The following is a 17,581-nucleotide window of genomic DNA, read 5'->3' on the forward strand; positions in this document are numbered from 1 at the left end:
TCAGGCCGGCAGGCACCAGTCGCCTGACCGCATGGTCGCGGTGACGTAGAGTCCGGCGTCGAGCACGATCAGGTCGGCCGGCTGCCCCGCGGCGATGCGGCCGCAGTCGGTGAGGCCGATCATGTCGGCCGGGTTCTGCGTGGCCGCTCGCACCGCTGCGGCGAGGTCGACGCCGGCCGTGTGCACCGCGAACCGGACGGCCTCGCTCAAGGTGAGGACGCTCCCGGCGATCGTCCCGTCCGCGAGGCGGGCCTCCCCGTCCAGCACGCTGACGGGGAGGCCGCCGAGGGTGTACTCGCCCTCGTCGGCACCGGCCGCTGCCATCGCGTCGGTCACGAATACCGGCCGCGACGGGCTCTCCGTGATGAAACGGACGACGGCGGGATGCAGGTGCACCCCGTCGGCGATCAGTTCGGCGAACACGGCGGGGTTCTCGAGCAGCGCGAGTGCGGGCCCGGGTTCCCGGTGGTGCAGGGGACGCATCGCGTTGAAGAGGTGCGTCCCCGCCGTGGCCCCGGCCTGGATGGCCTGCCTGGTGATGTCGTAATTGGCGTCCGTGTGCCCGATCGCGGCGACCGCGCCGTATCCGACGATCCGACGGACGGCGTCGAGGCCGCCGGGAAGCTCGGGGGCGATCGTGACCATGCGCACCGTGCCGTGGCCGGCGCGCATGAGTCGGTCGATGCTCTCCGGGTCGGGCACCCGCAGCAGCTCCGCCGTGTGGGCACCCCGATGGATCGGGCTCAGCCAGGGTCCTTCGAGGTGGATGCCCGCGAGCAGGCCGGAATCGACGAGGTCGGCGAGGTCGGCCACCAGGCGTTCCATCTCGTCCAGCGGCGCCGTGACGAGGCTCGCCATCAGCGTGGTCGTGCCGTGTTCCCGGTGGGTCGCCGCGATCCCGGCCGCCGCGAGGGCGGTGTCGGCGTCGTTGAAGCTGTAGCCGCCGCCGCCGTGGTTGTGCGCGTCGACGAAGCCGGGGGCGAGGATGCCGTCCGGGAAGGATGCATCGGGGACCCGCGGCGGGACGCCGGCCCCGACGGCATCGATCCGTCCGGCCCTGACCTCGACCCAGCCCGGGGTGTGCACGGCGTCCGCGGCGACGACGGTGCCGGCGCTGAGCAGAATCGAGTCGGCCACGGGTTTAGATACCCTGCCAGGCGTACTTATGCGCGTAGGCGTACGCGTAGTAGTCCCGGTTGGCGAGGCGGGATGCCGCCGCCTCGTCGACGAGGACCGTCACGTGGGGGTGCAGCTGGATGACAGAACCCGGCTTGCTCGAACTGACCGGTCCCTCCACGGCCGCGGCGATCGCATCCGCTTTCTCTTCGCCGAAGGCGAGCAGGATGAGGTGCCTGGCCCGGCGGATCGTGCCGAGACCCTGGGTCATGCAGTGGATCGGCACCTGGTCGGGAGAGTCGAAGAAGCGCGCGTTGTCGACCCGGGTCTTTTCGGTCAGGGTCTTGATCCTGGTGATGGACGCGAACGAGGAACCGGGCTCGTTGAACCCGACGTGGCCGGTCTGCCCGATGCCGAGGATCTGCACGTCGACGCCGCCGGCCGCGAAGATGGCGGCCTCGTAGTCGATTCCCGCGGTCTCGAGGGTGGCCACGTCGCCGTTGGGGGTGCGGATGTTCGCGGGGTCGAGCCCGAGGGGCACGACGACGTCGCGGGTGATGACGGCGCGGTAGCTCTCGGGGTGTCCCGTCGGCAGCCCGACGTACTCGTCGAGTGCGAAGCCGCGCACCCGGGACATGTCGAGGGGGTCCTCCGCGAGGGACGCGGCGAGCGCCGCGTACACCGAGAGCGGGGTCGAGCCGGTCGCGAGGCCAAGGACGGCGTCGGGCTTGCGCGCGATCAGGGCGCGGATGGATGCCGCTGCGAGCGTGCCCGCTGCGGTCTCGCTGTCGAGGACGATTACTTCAGCCAATGTGGTGCTCCAGATTCACGATCTTGATTCGGGGGTGCGGCCGGGGCCGCGGGCGAACCCGCGGCCCCGGCACGGGTGGGGTCAGACCGCCGTAGACGACGCGGAGTCCGGCACGGTCGCGTCGGGGACTTCGTCCTCGCCGCGGCCCGGGGTCTTGAGGTTCCACTTGCGGATCACGAAGCGGAACAGGAAGTAGTAGATGGCGGCGTACGCGAGCCCGATCGGGATGAGCAGCAGCGGTTTCTCGGCCAGGCCGAAGTTGAGCACGTAGTCGAACGTGCCCGCGCTGAAGGTGAACCCGTCCCGGATGCCCAGGGCATTCACGAGGGCGAGCGAGGACCCGGTCAGCACCGCGTGGATGAGGTAGAGCGGGAACGCGACGAACATGAAGGAGAACTCGAGGGGTTCCGTCACGCCGGTGAGGAGGGCCGTCAGGGCGCCGGAGAGCATGATGCCGCCGACGATCTTCTTCTGGGACGGCTTGGCCTCGTGCCAGATGGCGAGAGCGCCTGCGGGCAGCGCGAACATCATGATCGGGAAGAACCCGGTCATGAAGGACCCGGCGGTCGGGTCGCCGGCGAAGAACCGGGCGATGTCGCCGTGCGCTCCGTTGTAGTCGCCGATCACGAACCACATCACCGAGTTGAGGATGTGGTGCAGCCCGACCGGGATCAGCAGGCGGTTGGTGGTGCCGTAGAGGAACCCGCCCCAGATGTTGTTGGAGGAGACGAATTCGCCGAAGGCGGAGAGGCCGGTCGCGAACGCGGGGTAGACGAAGGCCAGCAGCACGCCGAGCACGAGGGCCGTGCCTGCCGTGATGATCGGGACGAACCGGCGGCCGCCGAAGAAGGCCAGGTAGCTCGGCAGGGAGATCCGGTGGAAGCGTTGCCAGAGCAGGGCCGACGTGATGCCGATCAGGATGCCGCCGAGGACGCTGTAGTTGACGAGCACCTGCTTCTCGTCACCGGTCGGCGCCCCGAGCACCAGGGGCGACATCGCCTCGCCCACCTTGGAGAAGACGAGGTAGCCGACGACGGCGGCGAGGGCGGTCGATCCGTCGGACTTCTTCGCGAAGCCGATCGCGACGCCGACCGCGAAGAGCAGCGGCAGCGCGTCGAAGAGTGCGCCGCCCGCCGAGGCGATCACGGCCGCTCCGGTCTCGAAGCCCGGGATCCGCCCGAGCAGGTCCGGCTGGCCGAGGCGCAGCAGCAGGCCTGCCGCCGGCAGTGCCGCGATCGGAAGCATAAGACTTCGACCGACTCGTTGGAGTTGGGCGAGGCCGGGGAACCTGCGTTTCGTCCCGGCGTCTACGGTGATGCTGGACATGGATCTCCTCCTGATGGTGCCTAAGTGGTGCGTGGATGCTGCGTGGAAATCGTGGGGGTCAGGGCTGGTGTTGCAGGTTGAGCGTCATGTGGATCTGGTAGCGGTCGCCGCGGTACCACGAGGTGACGTGTTCCAGGAAGGCAGACCCGGCGGACGAGGTCCGGCGGAAGACGATGAGGGGCGCGCCGGCAACGATGCCGAGGGTGTCCGCGAGCTTCGGGTCGGCGGCCTCCGCCCAGACGGCCTGTTCCGCATTGTCGATCCGCAGGCCGTATTCGGTCGCGAACGTCGCATAGAGCGACCGGGTCAGGTCCTTCTCGCCGAGTTCGGGGAGCAGTTCCGCCGGGTAGTAGCCGCGCTCGAGCGCCATCGGCACCCCGTCGGCGAGCCGGAGGCGTTCGATCTCGAGGACCTGGGCGCCTGAGCCGAGTCCGAGCGCCGCCCGCACCGCGAGGGGCGCCTCGACCAGCCGGGCCGAACGCACGATCGTCGCAGGGACGAGGCCGCGCCTGCGCATGTCCTCGGTGAAGGACGCGAGGTGCAGGTCGCTCTGCACGCGTTCGCCGGCAACGAAGGTGCCCTTGCCCTGCACCCGGTAGAGCACGCCCTCCTCGACGAGCTGCCGGATGGCCTCACGCACCGTCGAGCGGCTCACGCCGTAGCGCGTCATGAGCTTGCGCTCCGGCGGGATCGCCGCGTGGGGGGCGAGGCTGGTCTCGACCAGCTCCGCCAGGATGGAGCGCAGCTGAGCGTGCTTGGAGACCGGTCCTGATTCCAGGACCGGGGCCTCATCGATGTCGGTCATCTCGCTGCGTCCTCCGGAAGAGTTGGGGTGTTGTCGATACCAGCATAGGACCACTTCCGCTTCATGGTCCGTACTGGTACGATCCAATAGTTCGATGATGAAGCCGCGGCACCCTGCTTGTCAAGACCCCCAGCCGCTCGGGTTCTCCGAGAACACCCGAAACCGAATCAGACAGGGCGCAGACTTGGCTCACGGCCGGAACGCTTCACGCGTACCCCGACCCGTGTGACCGGTTCCCGGCCCACCATCACTGGAGGAAACACCATGAGCAGCAAAGCGGAGCAAATCCTCGCCGGCCTCGGCGGATCGGACAACCTCGTCGAGATCGAAGCGTGCATCACCCGGCTGCGCACCGAGGTGAAGGACCCCGCCCTCGTCAACGAGCCGGCCCTCAAGGCAGCGGGCGCCCACGGCGTCTTCCGGTCCGGCACCATCGTCCAGGTCGTCGTCGGCCCGGAGGCGGACAACCTCGCCGAAGACATCGAAGACCTCCTGTGAGCCGTGGTGCCCCCGTCGTCCTCGTGACACCCGTCGTGATCCTCGCGCCGGTCCCCGGTCGTGCGGTCGACCTCACCGCGGTGCCCGATCCCACGTTCGCCCAGGCGATCGTGGGGCCCGGCGCCGCGATCGACCCGCCCCGCGGCATGATCGACGCGATCGCGCCGATCGGCGGCAGGCTGCTCAAGGTCTTCCCGCACGCCTACGTGATCGTCTCCCCCGACGGGATCGGCGTGCTCGTCCACCTCGGCATCGACACGGTCGAGCTCCGCGGTGAGGGCTTCACCCTGCGGGCGAAGCAGGGCGACCAGGTCGCCGCCGGCGACGTGATCGTGAGCTGGGACGCGGCGGCCGTCGCGTCCGGCGGGCGCGATCCGATCGTGCCGGTCATCATCCTCGAGCGCACGCCGCACGACATCACCCTCGCCGACGCCGTCACGGCCGGCGCCGACCTCGCAGCGGGCGACCTCTTCCTCACCGTCACCTCCTGACGGCGGGCCCGCGAGAGCGGAGAAACGGCCCCTTCGCGCGCAGCGAAGGGGCCGTTTTCGTACTCTCGCGGACACGCATCCGCTGTCAGGCGGGCGGATGCTCCTACACGAGTGATTCGCGCCAGGCCGCGTGCAGCTGGGCGAACCGTCCGGTGCCGTCGATCAGGTCGTCGGGGGCGCCGTCTTCGACGATGATCCCGTGCTCCATCACGAGCACCCGGTCGGCGATCGCGACCGTGGACAGCCGGTGCGCGATGATGACGGCCGTGCGGTCGGCGAGCAGGGTCTGCAGCGCCTGCTGCACGAGCCGCTCGCTCGGGATGTCGAGCGAGGACGTCGCCTCGTCGAGGATCAGCACCGCCGGGTCGGCGAGGAAGGCCCGTGCGAACGAGATCAGCTGGCGCTGCCCCGCGGACACCCGGCCGCCGCGCTTGTTCACGTCGGTGTCGTAGCCGCCGGGGAGGTTCTCGATGAACTCGTGCGCACCGACGGCCTTCGCCGCCGCGACGATCTCGGCGGGGGACGCATCCGGCTTGCCGATCGCGATGTTGTCTGCGACGGACCCGCTGAACAGGTAGGCCTCCTGGGTGACCATCACGATGGCGCGGCGGAGGTCCTTCGGGTGCAGCCGGCGCAGGTCGACCCCGTCGAGCAGCACCGTGCCGTCGGTGGGATCGTAAAATCGCGCCATGAGCTTGGCGAGCGTCGACTTGCCCGCCCCGGTCGAACCGACGAGGGCGATGGTCTGGCCGGCCGGAATCCGGAGGTCGAAGGCCGGCAGCACCACGCGGTCTGCCTGGTACTCGAAGCGCACCCCTTCGAACGTGACGGCGCCGTGTGCCTCCCACAGGTCGATGGGGGCGACCGGGTCCGGCACTCCCGGGTGTTCCTCGAGCACTCCGGAGATCTTCTCGAGTGCAGCGGCGGCGGACTGGTAGGAGTTGTAGAACATCGCCATCTCCTCCATCGGGTCGAAGAACCGCCGGGTGTAGAGCAGTGCCGCGAGCAGCGCGCCGATCGCGAGCTGCCCGTCGACGACGCGGAACCCGCCGAGGAGGAGCACGACGGCGACGGCGATGTTACCGATCAGGATGAGCCCGGGATCGAAGATTCCGAACAGCTGGATGACCCGGCCGTTGACCTTCCGGTAGTCCTCGACGAGGCCGCCGAAGACCTCTTCGTTGCGTTTCTCCGCGCGGAACGCCTTGACGGCGCGGATGCCCGTCATCGTCTCGACGAACTTCACGATCAGGCTCGCCGATGCGGTCCTGGACCGACGGAACAGCGTCTGCGAGCGCACCTGGAACCAGCGGGTGAGCGCGAACAACGGGATCAGGGAGCCCAGAAGCACGAGGCCGCTGATGCCGTCGAGGGTCACGAGCGCGATCGCCGTGAAGGTCATGTACAACAGGCCCTGCACGAGCTGGTTGATGCCCGAGTCGAGCAGCTCGCGGATCGCGTCGAGGTCGCTCGTCTGCCGGGAGATGATCCGCCCGGAGGTGTACGACTCGTGGAACTCGAGGCTGAGCCGCTGGGTCTGCAGGAACACCCGTTTGCGGAGGTCGATCAGCACCGCCTGGCTGATCCTGGCCGACATCATCGTGTACCAGGCGATCAGGATCGCCCCGATCACGCCGGTGAGGAGGTAGACCCCGCCGGTCGCCGCGAGCGGGAGCCAGTCCTGGGCGAGGAGGGCAGGCAGCCCCCGGTCGATCCCGTACGCGATCAGGGCGGGACCTGCGACCTGCGCCGCGGTCGAGAGCACCACGACGAGCATCGCCGCGGTGACCCGCCAGCGCACCGGTCGGAGCAGCGAACCGAGCAGGCGCAGCGAGCGCGCGCGGATCTGCTTGCTCTCGGCCGTGGTGAAGTTGTTGCGTTCTTCGCCTTCCACTCCGGTGACGCTCATCGTGCGGCCTCCTCTCGTGCGATCTGTTCTGTTCGTGCGATCCGCTCTGCGCGTGCAGCCGATTCGTCCCTGGCGACCTGCCGGGTGGCGTCGCGCCGTTCTTCGTCTTCGAGGCTCGAGATCACGAACCGGTAGTGCTCGTTGGTGCGCAGGAGCTCGGAGTGCCGGCCGACCGCGGTGATCCGGCCGTCCTCGAGCAGGGCGACCCGGTCGGCGAGCGTCACCGTCGACGGCCGGTGCGCGACGATGAGCGCCGTCGTCGAGGCGAGCACCTCGCGGAGCGCGGCCTCGACGAGGGACTCGGTGTCCACGTCGAGCGCGGAGAGCGGGTCGTCGAGCACGAGCACCGCCGGCTTCGCCGTGACCGCGCGGGCGAGCGCGATCCGCTGGCGCTGACCGCCGGAGAGGCTCATGCCCTCCTCGCCGACGAGGGTGTCGACACCGTCGGGCAGGTCACGCACGAAACCGGCCTGCGCGATCTGGAGGGCCTCGTCGAGCGCGGCATCCGCTGCCGCCGACCGCTCGGCGAACTCGGGCCGGCCGAGCAGCACGTTGTCGCGCACGGACGCCGAGAACAGTGTCGCGTCCTCGAATGCCATCGCGAGATGGCCGCGCAGTTCCTCGCGGCCGAACGCGCGCACGTCGACGCCGTCGAGGGTGACCGCACCCTGGGTGACGTCGTAGAGGCGGGTGGTGAGCGCGGTGAGGGTGGACTTGCCCGACCCGGTCAGGCCGACGAGCGCCATGGTCTCCCCCGGCTGCAGCACGAGGTTGACGCCGTCGAGCAGGTCGGGGAAACGCGCGGGCGAGTCCGGGTAGCGGAAGTGGACGTCCTCGAAGGCGAGCCGGCCGCGGGGCGCGGCGAGCGTGACCGGCCTGGCGGGGTCCGTGATGCTGTTCGGGGCGTCGAGCACGTCGAAATACCGGTCGGTCGCGGTGCGGGTGTCGAAGGTCATCGACAGCAGGAACCCGATCGACTCGACCGGCCAGCGCAACACCGTCGCCGTCGCGAAGAACGCGACGAGGCCGCCGACGCTGAGCTCGCCCTGGGCGGCGAGCCAGACCCCGGCGACGAGGCACAGCGCGAACGCGACGTCGGGCACCATCAGGAGCCAGAGCCAGATGCCGGCGATCGCACGCGCCTTCTCGATCTCGGTGCCCCGGAGGTCCTCGGCCTGCTGGGAGAAGTTCTTGAGCGCGAAGCTGCCGCGCCCGAAGGCCTTGAGCACGCGGATGCCGTGGACGGACTCCTCGACGGCGGTCGCGAGGTCGCCGGCCTGGTCCTGGCTGCGCCGGGCCACAACGGAGTACTTCTCCTCGAACAGGTACCCGACGATCCAGAGCGGGATCGAGCAGACGATGAACACGACGCCGAGGATCCAGTTCATCGACACGAGCACAGCGGCGCCGATCACGATCGTGACGATATTGACGACGAGGAGGACCAGGCCGAAGGAGATCCAGCGCCGGATCAGGTTGAGGTCGCTCACCGCACGGGACAGCAACTGCCCGCTCGGCCAGCGGTCGTGGAAGGAGACCGGCAGGTCCTGCAGGCGCGCGTAGAGCGCGTTGCGCATGCTCGCCTCGACGTGGGTGCCCGGCACCAGCACGAACCAGCGGCGGAGCGCGATCAGGATCGCCTCGAGCACGCCGAGACCGAGGATCAGCAGGACGGCAGGCCAGATCCCGGCGGGATCCTGCCGGGAAAGGGCGCCGTCGACGAGGCCCTGCAGCACCTGTGGGATCGCAAGGGCAACGACGGCGGCCAGGAGGGCCGCGATCATGCCGAGGACGAGCCGGGGCAGCGCGGGGCGCACGTAGGGGAACAGGCGCAGCAGGGTGCGCAGCGTGCTCGCACGCTTGCGGGCAGACGCGGTCTGGGCCGCGGCCGGGGTCGTGGAGGCGGTTGCCGGGTTCGGGGTCGTGTCCATGGGAGTGTGCGGGGTGGTGTCGAGAGGAGTGGTGGGTGTGATCTGGGTCACGAGTGGAGCCTGTTCGGATACATGGTGCCGAGGTCGCCGACCGGGCTGCGGTGGGCGTCGAGGAGTCGAAGACGTCGCGTCAGGGTCGCGATCGACAGTGGGGCGGGAAGCTGGGCGCTACCATACGAGCGCGACGGCGGGATGCCGGTCGCGGGCTGCGGGTTACGGGCGGGGTGCTGGAGGAGGGAGCCGGCGCGCGGTGCGGATCGAGTGGCTAGGCCGCGCTGTCGCGGAGGCCCACGGCAGAGCCAGCGCCGGTGATCGCATCCTGAGCGAGCTGTGGCTGTGCTGTCTGTGTCATGTCGGCCTCCTGAGCGCGTCGATTCTCGTGGTGCTCCCCGGGTCAGGCAGCCTTCCAGACTACGACCACACCGCGTCTGGACGCAAGCACCCGTTTGAGGGGCAGGCTTCGGGTCAGCGGATGCGTACGCTCAGGCAGGTGACGCAGCCCTCGAGCTTCTCGAATTCGGAGATGTCGACGGTGACGACGCGGTAGCCGCGGGCGGCGAACAGGGCGGCGGAGAGCGGAGCCGCGCTCGACATCAGCACGGCGTCCGGGGCGAGCACGACCACGGCGGTGCCGTATTCCTCGGGGACGGGCAGGAACGGATCGAACACCGTGGAGTCGTCGACGAGGGGCGGATAGCCGATCACGGTTCCGTCGGGGAGGGCGGTGACGGCGGACTTGAGGTGCAGGACCTTGCTGATCGGGACAGGGACGACCGTGTAACCGAGCGGGGCGAGGATGTCGCGGAGCTGGTCGATTCCGGCGTCGTTCGTGCGCAGGCTGCGGCCGACGTAGACGTCGCGTCCGATCTTGAGCACGTCGCCGCCGTCGAGGGTGCCGGGCAGCACGAGGTGGTGCACCGGGACGCCGAGGCTGCGGACGGCGGCCTCGGCCCCCGAGGTCTCGTCCCTGCGGGTCGGGGCACCCGGGCTGGTCAGGACGGCCACGTCGCCGAAGGAGATCACGGCATCCTCGATGAAGACCGAGTCTGGCAGCGACGGGGCCGGTTCGACTTCGACGATGTCCCACCCCTCCGCGGCGAGTGCCGCGACGTAGCCGTCCCACTGCGTGCGCGCGAGACCGAGGTCGACGGGCACACGCTCGATGTGCGTGAGCTGGCCCTCGGCGAGGTTGTCGGCGGGGCGGCGAACCAGGGCGATCCGGCGGGCGGCGGGGTCGAGTGCGGGGATGTCCATCCCGACAGTGTATGGGTCCGCCGGGTGTGGGTTCGCCGGGTGCTCGCCGCCGTGCCCGCCTGGTCAGAATTTCTGGTCGTTGACTTCCTGGATCGGCATCGAGCGGGTGAATTCCTCGCCACGGTGCACGGCCTCGGAGTCACCGGAGAACAGACCGGGCGCCTCGGTGACCGGGCGTTGGGCCCCTGCGGGCCTGGGCGCCGCGGACCCGGACGGTCGGCGGCCCGGTTGCCGTACCTCGACGCGGCCGAGCGGGAGGGCTTCGGGGTTCTCGGCGACGAGCCAGGCGACCAGGTTCTCCCGCACGATGCAGCGCAGGTCCCAGAGCATGGCGGCATCCCCCGCCGAGACCAGCACGCGGATGCGGACGAAACCGCCGACGGCATCCGTCACCTGGAGCACGGCGACGCGCCGGTCCCAGAGCTCGGTCTGCGCGACGATCCGGTTGAGTTCCTCGCGCATGGCCACCGCGCTGACCCGCCAGTCGACGTCGAACTCGACGGAGCCGAGCAGTTCGCTCGTGCGACGGGTCCAGTTCTGGAACGGCGTGGTCGTGAAGTAGGTCGAGGGGAGCACCATCCGCCGGTCGTCCCAGATGTGCACGACGATGTAGGTGAGGGTGATCTCCTCGATCCTGCCCCATTCGTTCTCGACGATGACGACGTCGTCGACGCGCAGGGCGTTGCTGAACGACAGTTGCATGCCGGCGAAGACGTTGGCGAGGCTCGACTGGGCGGCGAGGCCGGCGACGACGCTCAGCAGTCCCGCCGAGGCGAAGAGGCTCGCCCCGACCGCCGCGGCCCCCGGGATGCTCAGGAGCACCGTGCCGATCGCGCAGACGATGACCACCACGACGCTGATCCGGCGGAGCATGCGCAACTGGGTGCGGACCCGCCGGGCCACCCGGTTGTCCCGCACGTCGATGCGGTAGCGCGCGGCGATGACCTCCTCGAAGAAGTACATCAAGGCCGCGACGAGCCAGGTCGCCGCCGCGATGAACAGGGCGCGCATGATGAAGTCGACCGCGCGGGACAGCTCGGGCGTCGTCACGAGATACACGGACGTCGCGATCCAGAGGGCTCCGATCAGGATCACGATCCGGAACGGGCGCCGGCACAGGCGGATGAACGTGCGCGCCCAGGCCCGCTTGCGCGCGGCCATCCGGAAGACGAACGCGGCGATCGCGGTGATCGCGAGCGCGGCGACCACCGCGATGACGATCGCGATCAAGAAGGCGGGTTCGATGAAACCATCGAGGAATGGCACGGGTGTCCCTTCGCCCGGAACACCGGCTAGCGACCCGGACACTTCCATCGTGCCAGATCCCGCTGGCAGGAGCCTCCGCGGCTCAGTGGAAGAAGTGACGCTCCCCGGTGAAGTACATCGCGACGCCGGCCTCGGTGGCCGCGGCGATGACCTCGGGGTCGCGCACCGAACCGCCGGGCTGAACGACCGCGGTGACCCCGGCCTCGAGGAGCACCTGGAGGCCGTCGGCGAACGGGAAGAACGCGTCGGACGCCGCGACGGAGCCGGCGGCACGGTCCCCGGCGCGCAGCACGGCGAGGTGGCACGAGTCGACTCGGTTGACCTGGCCCATGCCCACCCCGACGGATGCCCCGGAGCGGGCGAGCAGGATCGCGTTCGACTTCACGGAGCGGCAGGCCTTCCACGCGAACTCGAGGTCGGCGCGGGTGGCCGCGTCGACCTCCTCGCCGGCGACGAGGGTCCAGGTCGAGGAGTCGAAGTCCTCGAAGGAGTCCGTCTCCTGCACGAGCAGCCCGCCGGAGATCTGGCGCAGCTCGAGCGAGGACCGGTGGTAGTTCTCCGGAAGCTCGAGCAGGCGGATGTTCTTCTTCTGGCTGAGCAGTTCGAACGCGGCGGGTTCGAAGCCGGGTGCGACGAGGACCTCGGTGAAGATCTGGCTGACCGTCTCGGCCATGCCGAGGGTCACGATGCGGTTGGCCGCGATGACCCCGCCGAACGCGGAGACCGGGTCGCAGTCGTGAGCCCGCTTGTGGGCGGAGGCGATCGCATCCGGTGCCTTGGGGTTGGCCACGGCGATGCCGCACGGGTTGGCGTGCTTGATGATGGCGACGGCGGGTTCGGCGAAGTCGAAGGCGGCGCGCACGGCCGCGTCGGCGTCGACGTAGTTGTTGTACGACATCTCCTTGCCGTGGCGCTGCACAGCCTGGGCGATGCCTTCTCCGCCGTCGCCGAGGTACAGCGCTGCGGCCTGGTGCGAGTTCTCGCCGTAGCGGAGCACGCTGCCGCGGGTGGCCTCGATCGCGAGGGTGGCCGGGAAGGGGCCCTCGTCGTCGAATGCGGTGCCGATCACGGCGTCGAACTCGTCGAGGATGGCCTCGTCGAGGGCCTCGGTGTCGTCCTGCCACTGGTCGTAGACATTCTCGGTGAACCAGGCGGAGACGCTCAGGTCGTAGCCGGCCGTGTGTTCGAAGGCGAGGGAAGCGAGCTTGCGACGAAGCTCGAGCGTCGTGCCGCCTGCCTCGACGGCGGCGACGATCTCGCCGTAGTTCTCGGGGTCGACGACGATCGCGACGTTCGGGTGGTTCTTCGCCGCGGCGCGCACGAGTGCGGGGCCGCCGATGTCGATCTGCTCGATGACCTCCGCTGCGGGGGCGCCGGAGTTCACGGTCTCGACGAAGGGGTACAGGTTCACCACGACGAGTTCGAAGGGCGCGATGCCGAGCTCGGTGAGCTGGGCCTCGTGGGCGGCGAGGCGCAGGTCGGCGAGGATGCCGGCGTGCACTCCGGGGTGCAGGGTCTTGACCCGGCCGTCGAGGGACTCGGGGAAGCCCGTGACGGCGGCGACATCGGTCACGGCGAAGCCGGCGGCACGGATGCTCGCCGCGGTCGACCCTGTCGACACGATTTCGACGCCGGTCGCCACGAGGGCGGCCGCAAGCTCGACCAGGCCGGTCTTGTCGCTCACCGAGATGAGCGCCCGCCGCACCGGGACGACGTCGCGTTCGCGGTAAAGGCTCTGGTCGTTGCTGTGCCCGCTCATATCTGGGAGTGCTCCTTGAGGTTCGTGTTTCCGTTGGCGATGTCGAGAACGGCCTGCACGAGCAGGCGCCGTTCGACGATCTTGATCCTGGCGTGCAGGGAGTCCTCGGTGTCGTCCGGAAGCACCGGAACCCGTTCCTGCGCGACGATGGGGCCGTCGTCGACACCGGTGTCGACGACGATGAGGCTGGCTCCGGTCTCTGGAACGCCCGCGGCGAGCGCGTCGCGCACCCCGTGGGCTCCGGGGAACTCGGGCAGGTAGGCCGGATGCGTGTTGAGCAGGTTCGGGGACAGCGCGGCGACGACCCGGGCGGGCAGGAGGCGCATGAAACCGCTCAGCACGACGAGGTCGGGTGACCACTGCCGGATGACGGCGAGCAGCTCGTCGCCCCACGCCTCACGGGAGTCGAAGGAGCTGTACGGCACGGTGAAGGTGGACACGCCGAATTCTTCACCGAGGTCGAGGCCGTCCGCGTCCCGGTCGGCGCCGATCGCCACGACCCGCGCCGGGTACTCGGCATCCTGGCACGCTTCCAGGAGGGAACGGAGGTTGGATCCCCCGCCGGAAATCAATACGACCAATGACAGCACTGGTCGAGCCTATCGTTTGCCGGTCCTCGCCGGTGAGGCCGGGGCGGGGGCCGAGGCAGGGGAGGCGGCCCCGCGCGTCCGGATCGGGGGCGTCAGCATACCGAGCACCGCGGCGACGCCGACCTCGAGCGCGGCGAAAGCGCCGACCAGCATCGGGTTCGGTCCGACGTCGACGAGACGGCCCGGTCCGAGCGCCCCGCCGGACCACCAGGCCAGCACTCCGAGGACAATTCCGGCGACGACGCCGGCCAGGACGCCGGTGAGCGCGAGCCGGCCGCGACCGACGCCGGCCCCGCCCGCACGGTACTGGCGCTGCCGGGTCGCGACGGCCGCGAGAAAGCCGAGGAGCACGGGCACGAGCAACCCGAGATACCCGAAGGCGAGGCTGCCGTGCGGGAGCACCCCGAGCAGCGGCAGGCCGGGCACCTGGCCGAGGACGGTGCCGACCGGGGACACGCTCGAGCCCAGGCCGACGGCGACGCCGGGTCCGACGAACCAGGCCGCCGCCCAGATCACGAGGTTGGGAATGAGGGCGAGCTGGGCGATCGTCAGGGTGATGCCGCCCATCACGCCGGCCTGCACGGTCTCGTAGAGTCCGATGATCGTCGCGAAGTTGCTGAGCACGAGCACGAAGACGGCGAGGGCCGCGACGCCGATCGTCCCGGTCGCGGCACCGAAGCCGGCACGGAGGGCGCCGGCCAGGATCGAGCGCCATTCGGCAGGCACCTCCGGCAGCCGGGGCAGTCGCGGCAGGGCGGGAAGCGCGGGGAACGCGGGAAGGGCGCGCAGCCAGGCCGGGCGCGTCGTGCGCGAAGCGGATGCCGCGCCCGCGGATCCCCCACCGGTGCCGGCCACTGCGGGGCGGCCGGTGGCCCCGCGACCGGGCGCCGGGTGGGCGGACGCCCCGGGAAGGTGAGGCGCCTGGCCGGAGACCGGGTGCTCCGGCGACTCGGTCCGATGACGCGCGCCGATGAACACCCCGGCGGCGAACACGGCCGTGGGCAGGAGCACGCCCTGCGGGATCGACGGCTGCAGGGCATCCGTGCCGACGGTCAGGGTGAGCAGGGTCGCGAGCAGCCCGTAGACGGGGATCGCGGTCAGGACGCCGGTCCAGCGGTGCGGCGAGTCCGCCGCGCGGCGACCGGTGTGCCTGCCGAGGAACAGGGCGAGCACGGCGAAGCCGAGCAGCGCGATCGTGAGCGAGAACGGGGCCTCCGCGCCGGGCAGGCCGAGCGCGGCGACGACCGTGGGGTCCAGCTGGACGGCGAGGTCGACGCCGTTGCCGAGTAGCCAGACGTTGACGGCGGCGCGCCAGAAGACGAGCCAGTCGACCGCGAGACCGTACTGGGTGGCCCACAGGATGGTCAGGGGCACGAGGGAGACGCCGACTCCGATGGCTACGACAATGAGCGCCTCGAGTGCGGCGAGCAGGGCTGTCGTTAAGCGGTTCATCCGGTGGGAGCCTACCTCGCCCGGCTGACCGGTCCCCGCGCCCCCGCCGCGACGCGCGAAAAAAAGGGGGCCCGCCGTGGTGGCGGGCCCCCTTGTGGGCTCTGCGAGCGGATGCCGGGCTACAGCGCGGCGAGCACCTCGCGCAGCAGGGTCGCGGTCTCGCTCGGCGTCTTGCCGACCTTGACCCCGGCGGCCTCGAGGGCCTCCTTCTTGCCCTGGGCGGTGCCGGCGCCGTCGGAGACGATCGCACCGGCGTGGCCCATGGTCTTGCCCTCCGGCGCGGTGAAGCCGGCGACATAGCCAACGACGGGCTTGGTGACGTGCGCCCGGATGTAGTCGGCCGCCTTCTCCTCGGCGTCGCCGCCGATCTCGCCGATCATGACGATCGCGAGGGTCTCCGGGTCGTTCTCGAAGGCCTCGAGCGCGTCGATGTGGGTGGTGCCGATGATCGGGTCGCCGCCGATGCCGATCGCGGTCGAGAAGCCGAGGTCGCGCAGTTCGTACATCATCTGGTAGGTCAGGGTGCCCGACTTGGAGACGAGGCCGACCGGGCCCTTGCCGGTGATGTTCGCCGGTGTGATGCCGACGAGCGCTTCGCCGGGCGTGATGATGCCGGGGCAGTTCGGCCCGATGATGCGGGTCTTGTTGCCCTTGGCCTTGGCGTACGCCCAGAACTCAGCGGAGTCCTGGACCGGGACGCCCTCCGTGATGATGACGAGCAGCGGGATCTCGGCGTCGATGGCTTCGATGACGGCGTCCTTGGTGAAGGCCGGCGGGACGAAGGCGATCGAGACATCCGCCCCGGTCTTCTCGATGGCCTCGGCGACCGAGCCGAAGACGGGGAGTTCGACGTCGCCGTGCACGACCGTGGTGCCGGCCTTGCGGGCGTTCACGCCGCCGACGACCTGGGTGCCTGCCTTGAGCATGAGGGCGGTGTGCTTGGTGCCCTCACCGCCGGTGATGCCCTGGACGATGACCTTGGAGTCCTTGTTGAGGAAGATAGACATGTTCGAAAATCCCTTACTTCGCGGCGTAGGCGAGCTCGGCGGCCTTGGCGGCGCCCTCGTCCATGGTGGCGGCCAAGGTGACCAGCGGGTGGTTGGCCTCGGTGAGGATGCGGCGGCCTTCCTCGACGTTGTTGCCGTCGAGGCGCACGACGAGGGGCTTGTTCGCGGCGCTGCCGAGCTCGGCGAGCGCGCCGACGATGCCGCGGGCGACCGCGTCGCAGGCGGTGATGCCGCCGAAGACGTTGACGAAGACGCTCCTGACCTGGGGGTCGCCGAGGATGACGTCGAGTCCGGCCGCCATGACCTCAGCGGATGCTCCGCCGCCGATGTCGAGGAAGTTGGCCGGCTTGACGCCGCCGAAGTTCTCGCCCGCGTACGCGACCACGTCGAGCGTGGACATCACGAGACCGGCGCCGTTGCCGATCACGCCGACGACGCCGTCGAGCTTGACGTAGTTGAGGTCGTTGAGCTTGGCCTTGGCCTCGAGCGGGTCAGCGGCGGCCGCGTCCTCGAGCAGGGCGTGCTTCGGGTGGCGGAAGCCGGCATTCTCATCGAGGGTGACCTTGCCGTCGAGGGCGATGATGTCGCCCTCCTCGGTCAGGACGAGCGGGTTGACCTCGACGAGCGTCGCGTCCTCGCCCTTAAAGACGTTGTAGAGCTGCACGAAGACCGGGGCGACCTTCTCGACGAGCTCGGCGGGGAACTTCGCCTCGACGGCGATCCGGCGTGCGGTGTCGAGGTCGATCCCGAGGTTCGGGTCGATCGCGACGTACGCGAGCGCTTCGGGCTTCTCGACGGCGAGAACCTCGATTTCGACGCCGCCCTCGTAGCTCGCGAGCGAGAGGTAGGAGCGGTTGGAGCGGTCGAGCAGCACCGAGAAGTAGAACTCCTGCTTGATGCGCGCACCGCCGGCGACCATGACCCGGTTGACGGTGTGCCCCTTGATGTCGAGTCCGAGGATCGCCTGGCCTGCCGCGAAAGCGTCGTCGGGGGTCTTGGCGACCTTGACGCCGCCGGCCTTGCCGCGACCGCCGACCTTCACCTGGGCCTTGACGACGACGACACCGCCGAGCTTCTCGGCAGCGGCGCGCACCTCCTCGGGTGTGTCCGCGATGATGCCCGGCAGAACCGGGACTCCATACTGCTCAAACAGGTCTCTTGCCTGATATTCGTAAAGGTCCACGCTGCTCTTTCCAATCCACGACTGAGCGTTCCTGCAGGGTACGAGGGGTGTGACGGCACAGCGTCCGGCATCGAATGTAGCTCGACGTCGAGACAATCTGACCAGTTCAAACTCTAGCGTCACACGTAACCCCCGCCTCGCCAAACCGTCAGGGCGGCAGTACCATGCCAGCCACACCCCCCG

The 17,581-nt window shown here is 69.9% G+C and carries 15 protein-coding genes; 2 read left to right on the plus strand and 13 right to left on the minus strand.

Translation table 11 applies throughout. The features are described 5' to 3' along the window. From nagA to E3O44_RS07465, 4 genes are all read right to left on the minus strand, one after another. On the minus strand, positions 1-1,137 hold the full coding sequence (gene nagA, locus E3O44_RS07450; RefSeq protein WP_241976140.1) for an N-acetylglucosamine-6-phosphate deacetylase: 1,137 nt from the start codon (positions 1,135-1,137) through the stop codon (positions 1-3). Positions 1,138-1,141: 4 nt separating this feature from the next. Further along, the gene (locus E3O44_RS07455; protein WP_134534041.1) at positions 1,142-1,927 is read right to left on the minus strand and encodes a glucosamine-6-phosphate deaminase; all 786 of its coding nucleotides are present in this window, start codon (positions 1,925-1,927) and stop codon (positions 1,142-1,144) included. Between the two features lie 81 nt (positions 1,928-2,008). After that, positions 2,009-3,253: a PTS transporter subunit EIIC gene (locus E3O44_RS07460; RefSeq protein ID WP_134534043.1), complete on the minus strand. Its 1,245-nt coding sequence runs from the start codon at positions 3,251-3,253 to the stop codon at positions 2,009-2,011. Between the two features lie 58 nt (positions 3,254-3,311). Continuing rightward, on the minus strand, positions 3,312-4,058 hold the full coding sequence (locus E3O44_RS07465) for a GntR family transcriptional regulator (protein ID WP_134534045.1): 747 nt from the start codon (positions 4,056-4,058) through the stop codon (positions 3,312-3,314). Between the two features lie 264 nt (positions 4,059-4,322). Between E3O44_RS07465 and E3O44_RS07470 the strand changes: the two genes are divergently transcribed. Continuing rightward, a complete protein-coding gene (locus E3O44_RS07470; RefSeq protein WP_134534046.1) occupies positions 4,323-4,556 on the plus strand; it encodes a PTS sugar transporter subunit IIB in 234 nt (77 codons plus the stop codon). Beyond that, positions 4,553-5,047 (plus strand): PTS sugar transporter subunit IIA, encoded by a 495-nt coding sequence (locus tag E3O44_RS07475; protein ID WP_241976142.1) that lies wholly within the window; start codon positions 4,553-4,555, stop codon positions 5,045-5,047. Before E3O44_RS07470 ends, E3O44_RS07475 begins: the two co-directional genes overlap by 4 nt. Positions 5,048-5,150: 103 nt before the next feature. Here the strand turns inward: E3O44_RS07475 and E3O44_RS07480 are convergent, their stop codons facing one another. The 9 genes from E3O44_RS07480 to sucC form a co-directional block, all read right to left on the minus strand. Continuing rightward, positions 5,151-6,956: an ABC transporter ATP-binding protein gene (locus tag E3O44_RS07480; protein ID WP_134534048.1), complete on the minus strand. Its 1,806-nt coding sequence runs from the start codon at positions 6,954-6,956 to the stop codon at positions 5,151-5,153. Continuing rightward, complete coding sequence (locus E3O44_RS07485; RefSeq protein ID WP_134534834.1) at positions 6,953-8,887, minus strand: ABC transporter ATP-binding protein; 1,935 nt, start codon at positions 8,885-8,887, stop codon at positions 6,953-6,955. Before E3O44_RS07485 ends, E3O44_RS07480 begins: the two co-directional genes overlap by 4 nt. A gap of 465 nt (positions 8,888-9,352) precedes the next feature. Beyond that, positions 9,353-10,141, minus strand: a complete 789-nt coding sequence (ddaH, locus tag E3O44_RS07490; RefSeq protein WP_134534050.1) for a dimethylargininase — start codon at positions 10,139-10,141, stop codon at positions 9,353-9,355. Positions 10,142-10,204: 63 nt separating this feature from the next. After that, positions 10,205-11,407, minus strand: a complete 1,203-nt coding sequence (locus E3O44_RS07495) for a mechanosensitive ion channel family protein (RefSeq protein WP_241976144.1) — start codon at positions 11,405-11,407, stop codon at positions 10,205-10,207. Positions 11,408-11,489: 82 nt separating this feature from the next. Then, positions 11,490-13,166, minus strand: a complete 1,677-nt coding sequence (purH, locus tag E3O44_RS07500; RefSeq protein ID WP_134534053.1) for a bifunctional phosphoribosylaminoimidazolecarboxamide formyltransferase/IMP cyclohydrolase — start codon at positions 13,164-13,166, stop codon at positions 11,490-11,492. Next, positions 13,163-13,756 (minus strand): phosphoribosylglycinamide formyltransferase, encoded by a 594-nt coding sequence (gene purN, locus E3O44_RS07505; RefSeq protein ID WP_134534055.1) that lies wholly within the window; start codon positions 13,754-13,756, stop codon positions 13,163-13,165. Before purN ends, purH begins: the two co-directional genes overlap by 4 nt. 9 nt (positions 13,757-13,765) lie before the next feature. Next, on the minus strand, positions 13,766-15,208 hold the full coding sequence (locus E3O44_RS07510; RefSeq protein WP_174775057.1) for a cell division protein PerM: 1,443 nt from the start codon (positions 15,206-15,208) through the stop codon (positions 13,766-13,768). 119 nt (positions 15,209-15,327) lie between these two features. Then, positions 15,328-16,215 (minus strand): succinate--CoA ligase subunit alpha, encoded by an 888-nt coding sequence (gene sucD / locus E3O44_RS07515; RefSeq protein WP_134449963.1) that lies wholly within the window; start codon positions 16,213-16,215, stop codon positions 15,328-15,330. A 13-nt stretch (positions 16,216-16,228) separates the two neighbouring features. Further along, positions 16,229-17,398, minus strand: a complete 1,170-nt coding sequence (gene sucC, locus E3O44_RS07520) for an ADP-forming succinate--CoA ligase subunit beta (protein WP_134534057.1) — start codon at positions 17,396-17,398, stop codon at positions 16,229-16,231. Positions 17,399-17,581: the final 183 nt, after the last annotated feature.

The sequence above is a fragment of the Cryobacterium algoricola genome (genome assembly GCF_004402485.1).
Classification (GTDB): domain Bacteria; phylum Actinomycetota; class Actinomycetes; order Actinomycetales; family Microbacteriaceae; genus Cryobacterium; species Cryobacterium algoricola.

Coding starts and splice junctions, on each gene's coding strand:
- ddaH (WP_134534050.1), bottom strand. CDS start 10,141: ATGGACATCCCCGCACTCGACCCCGCCGCCCGCCGGATCGCCCTGGTT.
- purH (WP_134534053.1), bottom strand. CDS start 13,166: ATGAGCGGGCACAGCAACGACCAGAGCCTTTACCGCGAACGCGACGTC.
- E3O44_RS07480 (WP_134534048.1), bottom strand. CDS start 6,956: ATGAGCGTCACCGGAGTGGAAGGCGAAGAACGCAACAACTTCACCACG.
- E3O44_RS07470 (WP_134534046.1), top strand. CDS start 4,323: ATGAGCAGCAAAGCGGAGCAAATCCTCGCCGGCCTCGGCGGATCGGAC.
- E3O44_RS07460 (WP_134534043.1), bottom strand. CDS start 3,253: ATGTCCAGCATCACCGTAGACGCCGGGACGAAACGCAGGTTCCCCGGC.
- E3O44_RS07485 (WP_134534834.1), bottom strand. CDS start 8,887: ATGGACACGACCCCGAACCCGGCAACCGCCTCCACGACCCCGGCCGCG.
- E3O44_RS07510 (WP_174775057.1), bottom strand. CDS start 15,208: ATGAACCGCTTAACGACAGCCCTGCTCGCCGCACTCGAGGCGCTCATT.
- sucD (WP_134449963.1), bottom strand. CDS start 16,215: ATGTCTATCTTCCTCAACAAGGACTCCAAGGTCATCGTCCAGGGCATC.
- E3O44_RS07465 (WP_134534045.1), bottom strand. CDS start 4,058: ATGACCGACATCGATGAGGCCCCGGTCCTGGAATCAGGACCGGTCTCC.